This window comes from Flavobacterium sp. (genome assembly GCF_028712645.1).
Classification (GTDB): domain Bacteria; phylum Bacteroidota; class Bacteroidia; order Flavobacteriales; family Flavobacteriaceae; genus Flavobacterium.
The window spans coordinates 1-5599 of record NZ_JAQTPQ010000232.1 but is presented as its reverse complement, the minus strand read 5'-3'; the positions used below and the strand labels follow the sequence as shown (position 1 = coordinate 5599).

The following is a 5599-nucleotide window of genomic DNA, read 5'->3' as shown; positions in this document are numbered from 1 at the left end:
AAAAATTCTGCTCCTAATTTTTTCATGATAAATAAATTAAATAGTTAGTGATAAAAAAAATGATGAAAGGTTCTATATATAAAAATCAACAGAAAACGAATAACTACCCTCTTTGAAGTAATTTTTACTTTTCGACAAGATGCCTATTTAGAGACCAATGATTAAAAAAATATGGTAAACAAATATACTATTTATCTAAAAAGTTTCTTCAGTAGCCACTTGAACTACCGCTTTTGTTTAGGACTAATTGTAAATTTCATATTATTCTTTTTTATAAACCATCGGCTTATTTAACAACTAATTTTATATGTATAATAATCAATGCCTCCCTTAAAACATTTATGGATTCATTTCTTCGATTGATCTTCAATAGATGCGGTCGGTACCTTACTTTTTATAATTTCAATAGCATTCTCTCGCAAAGCTTTCTCTTGATACATTTGACTTGTCCCGAGAAATTTTCCATTGAACGATTTTAAATTAAAATAAGATTCACTATTTAAGGTGCTCTTACGATTAAATTTTGAACTGTCCTGTGAGTTCCGTTTTACGGATTCAATACCCTTGATACACATTGTTTTTCTGGTGTAGCTACCACTGCTAAAAATTATGTTTCCTTTATTATCTATAAAATCAAATTTAAACTCACCGGTTTTTTCTTTGCTAATTACAAATTTTTCCATTTTACATTAATCATTTGTACGTTATTTATTAAATGCTTGCATATCATAATTTCTTTTTTTTTAAATCTGTGCTTAAATGAAATGATTATCCGCTTAAAATAAACTTGTTATGCCAAGATTAAAACTTAATCTTTATTTTTAGCAGTGACAATAAAATTCCAAAAATTCCCACGGCAATATTGATGCAATATATTTCAAACGAAAAGTTTTAAAAAAAAATCAAATTCATAAAATTGACAAGAGCTGTCAATAAAATTACAAGAAAAATAACATCGATTATCTCTCTAAATTTAAAATCCAACGGATAAACTACAATCCCTAATGCCAATATAAATAGAGATAGCAGATAATACTTGAAATCCATTAAAAATAAATCAGATATTAAATCAATACAAATTATCCCTACTAAAAGAGCAAAACAACCTAAAACTACTTTTTGATACATTATTTATTTTGTATTATACCCATTATAATTATCCCCAAATAATTGTCTAAAATAAAAGAGGACAGCCACCGGATTATTAAAACATAATCTTTAATCGTTTTTATCATACTTTTTTTATAGCTTTCATACTTTTAATTATTTTTGAAAGTAATAGACACCCGTAATCTTCAGGAATATATGAGAAACAAGAAGTGGTAGTTATCTCAAAGAGAAATAAGTTTTTTTTTGCTAATTAAAATTTGTAGGTAATCCAGCTGCCAAATCCATCACTCATAATAGTACAAATATAATCTTGACCAAATCAATTTTTCGTAGTACACAGGACAACATCATGTAGAATTATTTCTACAAAAAAAGATTGATTAAAGAAGGAGGTCTAGTGATAAAAAACACTTTAAAACAACAAAAAAGAATTCAGGATTATAGATTATCCCATCTGAATAAACAACATCGGAGCAGAAACCAATAGGTATTGATAAAATTAACCCCATATTTACACAAACATAATATCCGTGCCCCTACCCTTAGCGGATAGAAGCAGTAAAGCTGTGGCAAAAAAAAGAAATCGAAGCAAAACTTCAGGAATTAGAGCCTAAGTGTTCAAACCTATATATAAAAAGAACACGAAATCAATACCCTGCCAGATAGGATAACCAAATCTGCAAGAAACAATTATCTATTTAAAATATACTTGGTTTGAAATCATAAAACAATGAACAATTAGAGGATTATTTTGCATTAGCTAAAAAATACTATTTATTATCATCATCAGAATACAAATGAAAAAGTTCAATTAAAGCGGCTAAATTATCAATTTCCAGTTTTTCAAAAATCCTATTTTTAAAAGTACTAACCGTGGTTTTTTTAATTTGCAAGAAATCAGAAATTTCTAGGTTACCAAATCCTTTGATTAATAATCTGGCAACTTCAACTTCTCTATTAGACAACTTCTCTAATGGATTAATAGGTGCTCTTGATATATAGGAATCTAAAATTCTGTCTTTAATTTTTTGAGTTATATATTTTCCAGAAATCATCATACTATTTAAAGCTTGCTTCATCTCTAATTCAGAACTGCCTTTATTTAAGTATCCGGAAGCACCTGCATTCAAATAACGCATGGCATATATATCTTCTTCGTATGCAGAAAATATTAAAATTTTTATATCTGACTGAATACTTTTAATTTCTGAAATAATATTTAAACTATTGCCATCTGGAAAATTGATGTCTAAAACCAGTAAATCAATGTTGCTCTCTTTTAGAACCTTAAGTATATCTTTAAAAGTGGCTACCTGATGAATTTTAGCACTTAAAAATAAGTCTTTAATTAATAATGAAACCCCTTGTCGCACGACACTATGATCGTCGGCAATTAAAAAACTATAATTATTTGATGATTTCATTTAAAAAAAAATTAATTTATAAGTAACCGTATTCCCTAACTTATCTATATATAGTATGTTCAATATTTACTAAAAACCTACAATATCCTTTATTCTTAAAATATTTAATTTTGACTTAATATCAAATTAAATAGAACCTTCGTACCATTACCTTCTTCACTCTGGACATTAATTTCACCTTCAAATAATTCGACAATTTCTTTGCAGAGATTTAATCCCAAACCTACACCCAAATCATTCACTTTTCCGGAAACTGTTCCTTGATAATAAGATTCAAATAAATTTTTCAAATCGTTTTCGGCGATACCAATTCCATTATCTTCAATTTCAACTTTTAAATTCATTTCGTATTCAGAAATAACTTCAATATTGACGGTAATCGATATTATTCCGTTTTCAGTAAACTTATTGGCGTTACCAATTATGTTGTAGAAAAGTTGATGAATTTTTGTAGCATCTGAATATACTTCGCAATTAGATTCAATATTAGAATCTACAACCATTTTATTACCCTTACTCTCCAACAAGGGGGTTAGTGAGTAAATAATTTGGTCAATTTCATTTCTTAAATTTATGCTTTTATTTTTTAATTTAGGTTTATGGCTTGTATCTTTAGAATACACCAATATTTGATTAGCCAAAAGAATCAGGGATTCGGTCGTAAATTGAATAGATTTAAAAGTTTCTTTAATCTCCATGTCTTGAACACTGGCAATTACTCTTTTGCTGTAAATGGATATAATATTCAATGGTGAGCGTATTTCATGACTTATCATGCCAATAATCCTGTTTTTAAAGGCCAAACTTTGACGAATTTGATTTTGAGCGACAGTAAGTCTTTTTTCATACTCAAATGCTATACGTGTAAAATTTAGAAGTATGATTGATATAATAAACATTAATACAATTAGTGTTATTATGGTGTAATTTCTAACTGTATTATTTGATTTATATTGATTTCTTAAATTATTCTGACCATCCGTTTGAAGTAAATTAGTAGATTCCACTACATTTTGACTTAGATTTAATAATTGATTATTAATGGCAATTAACTTCAAATCTTTATTTCTCAAATCAAGAAACAATTTTTTCAAGTTATTGAATTCATTTTCGTAATAACTGTTACTCATCAAAAAAACATTTGCAATTTGCTCTTCAATAGTACCAGATGTAATTTTATCTTTGTATTGCATGGTGACAACAGTATTCAACTGCTCTTTTTGAATCTGGTATTTTCCCGTTAAAGCATCGCTTAATCTCGAAAACAATCCATTTCGGGAAACACTGTCAACCTTTATGGAAGTATCCGTCTTAATACTGTCTAATATTTTTTGGAATCTAAACTTGTTGAATTTAAAAAGTTTTGAAACATCAACGGGATTTGATCCAATTTGCTTGTTTATGATAGAGTCTATCGAAGCCTTCAAAACCAATATATCAGTCTGGATTTTATTTTTATTGACCAATACTTTTTCAAAAGCTTTATTATCTCCAGAAACAAAACGCAAACTATCCATCAAATTGCCGATTTCATTCAAGTTTTCGGCATATTTTTTTAACGAAACTTCATCTTTATAATTGATATATTCATTAAAATTTTCTTGCGAGTGAACCAAGGAATTATTCACAAGGTTCGAATATTTTAAAATTTTATTGGAAGTTGACATGGTATCAAATGCTTTTGAAAGTCTGCTTTCATTATACCAAATCACGACAACCATAACTTGCAATAAAATAATACATAACAATAAAGTAAAGTGAATCACTTTTCTGTACTCAAATTTTAATTTTTTCAAAATAAAAGTCTTTTCTGTAAAATATTTTTTAATCAAAATTTATTAATTTAATTTATTAAAAACCAAAAGCCTAAATAAAAATAAAAACTTGTGAATGTTATTTTTTAATGTTTTGACATGACCATTGAACGTTCTTATATTTTTGATTTTGAATGTAAATACTTATCATTCAGAAATTTTAATTAATTAAATGAACGAACGAACAAACTATATTTACACTTGACACTTGACACTTAACAACATTAACACATCTCTAAATTAATAAAAAACTCAGTAACAATACTTATAATTTATAAAAAAATACACATCCCCTTATTTAATATTTTGTCAAATGATAACTCAAAAAAAAACTTTAAAATGATTTGGAGAATATCTTTTAATAAAAGTGGAATGGAATTTAAAGTGAAACTAAAAAATTATTAATAGAACCTTTTTAAACGGCAAATTCATTTAACTATATAACAACTATTTCATATATACGAACAAATAGTTGACCAAAATTAATTATCTTGAACACAAAAGAATATAGAACTTTAACGACATTGATATAGAATTAATTCTACAAATATATTATAGTTTATTAAGATAAGCATTTAATTTAATATCTTTAAAGTTTATAAATTTTATAATCTCTCTTTCTCTCAAAAGTCATTTCAGATTTTTCATTTTCTAAATCAGAATTAAGGGTTTTAATTTTACTTTTTAAATTTTTTAATTCAATTTCATATAATCTTGAAAGCCAGTCTTGTTTCATTATACAATTTCCATCTCGAATGATGATGTCAATTAAAATATCTAATTGCGATGAAGTGTCTTCAAATTCTGTTTTAATATAACCTAAAAATTCTGTTTTAATCAATTCGAATATTTTAGTTACATTTTGACTATCAACTGTTTTTAGAACTTTATCAGTAGAATTTAGAATTAAATCAATCTCTTTGAAATTTTTCGGATTTTTAGAAATGATGCTAATCAATTATTTTGATGAATGAATTTTTCTCAAGAGAACCAAGCTTATCAAGTATTTTTTCTAATTTCATTTTTCAAGATATTAAATTAATATCCTCAAATATAATCTATTTAAAATTCCTACAATTGAGATTTCCCATAATTTTCATCAAATAGTAAAAAATCACAATTCTTTTCAACAAAAAAAGCGTCTCGACAAATCATCGAAACGCTTATTCATTAAAACCAAACCTTCTATTTCTTCAACAATTCCTGCAAAGGTTTCAACTGTTCCATATCAATATTCGAACTTTTAAGAAC

4 protein-coding genes are annotated in these 5599 nt (G+C 26.4%); all 4 read right to left on the bottom strand.

The window, feature by feature from the left end; genetic code table 11:
• Nucleotides 1-347: 347 nt before the first annotated feature.
• The 4 genes from PHC28_RS14920 to PHC28_RS14905 all read right to left on the bottom strand — a co-directional run bounded on the left by PHC28_RS14920 (nt 348) and on the right by PHC28_RS14905 (nt 5306).
• On the bottom strand, nt 348-683 hold the full coding sequence (locus tag PHC28_RS14920) for a YegP family protein (RefSeq protein WP_300102367.1): 336 nt from the start codon (nt 681-683) through the stop codon (nt 348-350).
• 1197 nt (nt 684-1880) lie between these two features.
• The gene (locus PHC28_RS14915; RefSeq protein WP_300102364.1) at nt 1881-2534 is read right to left on the bottom strand and encodes a response regulator transcription factor; all 654 of its coding nucleotides are present in this window, start codon (nt 2532-2534) and stop codon (nt 1881-1883) included.
• Nucleotides 2535-2638: 104 nt separating this feature from the next.
• Entirely contained in the window at nt 2639-4330 is a 1692-nt protein-coding gene (locus PHC28_RS14910; RefSeq protein WP_300102362.1) for an ATP-binding protein, read from the bottom strand.
• A 607-nt stretch (nt 4331-4937) separates the two neighbouring features.
• Nucleotides 4938-5306, bottom strand: a complete 369-nt coding sequence (locus tag PHC28_RS14905) for a hypothetical protein (RefSeq protein WP_367278047.1) — start codon at nt 5304-5306, stop codon at nt 4938-4940.
• Between the last annotated feature and the right edge of the window lie 293 nt (nt 5307-5599).